This window comes from Rhodococcus sp. ENV425, from assembly GCF_002887785.1.
Classification (GTDB): Bacteria; Actinomycetota; Actinomycetes; order Mycobacteriales; family Mycobacteriaceae; genus Rhodococcus; species Rhodococcus aetherivorans.
The window spans coordinates 1-929 of sequence record NZ_PCZU01000280.1 but is presented as its reverse complement, the minus strand read 5'-3'; the positions used below and the strand labels follow the sequence as shown (position 1 = coordinate 929).

The window sequence follows — 929 nt, the reverse complement described above, 5'->3', positions numbered from 1 at the left end:
TCGCCGTCGCCGTGCCCCGCTCGACCGACCTGATCGTCACGCTGCTCGCCGTCCTCGAGACCGGCGCCGGATACCTGCCCGTCGACGTGTCCTACCCGCCGGAACGGCTCGCGTTCCTCTTCGCCGACGCCCGGCCGGTCTGCATCGTCACCACCGGCGCCGACGCCGCCACCCTGCCCGCGGGGGACGCCCCGGTGCTGCTGCTCGACACCCAGGACACCGCCGCCCGGCTCGCGGAACTGCCCGACGGCCCGCTCACCGACGCCGACCGGCTCGGTGTGCTGCACCCCGACCACACCGCCTACGTCATCTACCCCCCCGGCTCGCCCGGCCGCCCCAAGGGCGTCGTCGTCCCGCACCGCAACGTCGTCACCCTCCTCGCCGAAACCCACGACAGGTTCGGATTCGACGAGCACGACGTGTGGACCATGTTCCACTCGTACGCCTTCGACTTCTCGGTGTGGGAACTGTGGGGCGCACTCGCCTACGGCGGCCGCCTCGTCGTCGTCGACCACCACACCGCCCGCTCCCCGGAGGCATTCCTCGACCTGCTGCGCCGCGAGCACGTCACCGTGCTCAACCAGACACCCACCGCGTTCTACCAGCTGATCGAGGCCGACCGCGCCGCCGGCGAGCACACCCTGTCGCTGCGCTACGTCGTCTTCGGCGGCGAAGCCCTCGACCTCGCCCAGCTCGAACGCTGGTACCGCCGCCACCCGGACACCGCGCCGGTGCTGGTGAACATGTACGGCATCACCGAGACCACCGTGCACGTGACCTTGCAGCCGCTGGACCGGCAGTTCGCCGCGACCGCCTCGGCCAGCATCATCGGCGACGCCATTCCCGGCCTGACGGTGCACGTCCTCGACCGGCGGCTGCACCCGGTGCCGGCCGGCGTGATCGGCGAGATGTACGTCTCCGGCGGGCAG

At 71.9% G+C, this 929-nt stretch carries 1 protein-coding gene; it reads left to right on the top strand.

The features are described from left to right. Positions 1–929 (top strand): AMP-binding protein (locus tag CQZ88_RS31935; RefSeq protein WP_258008805.1); only part of this gene is annotated, 929 nt, incomplete at both ends.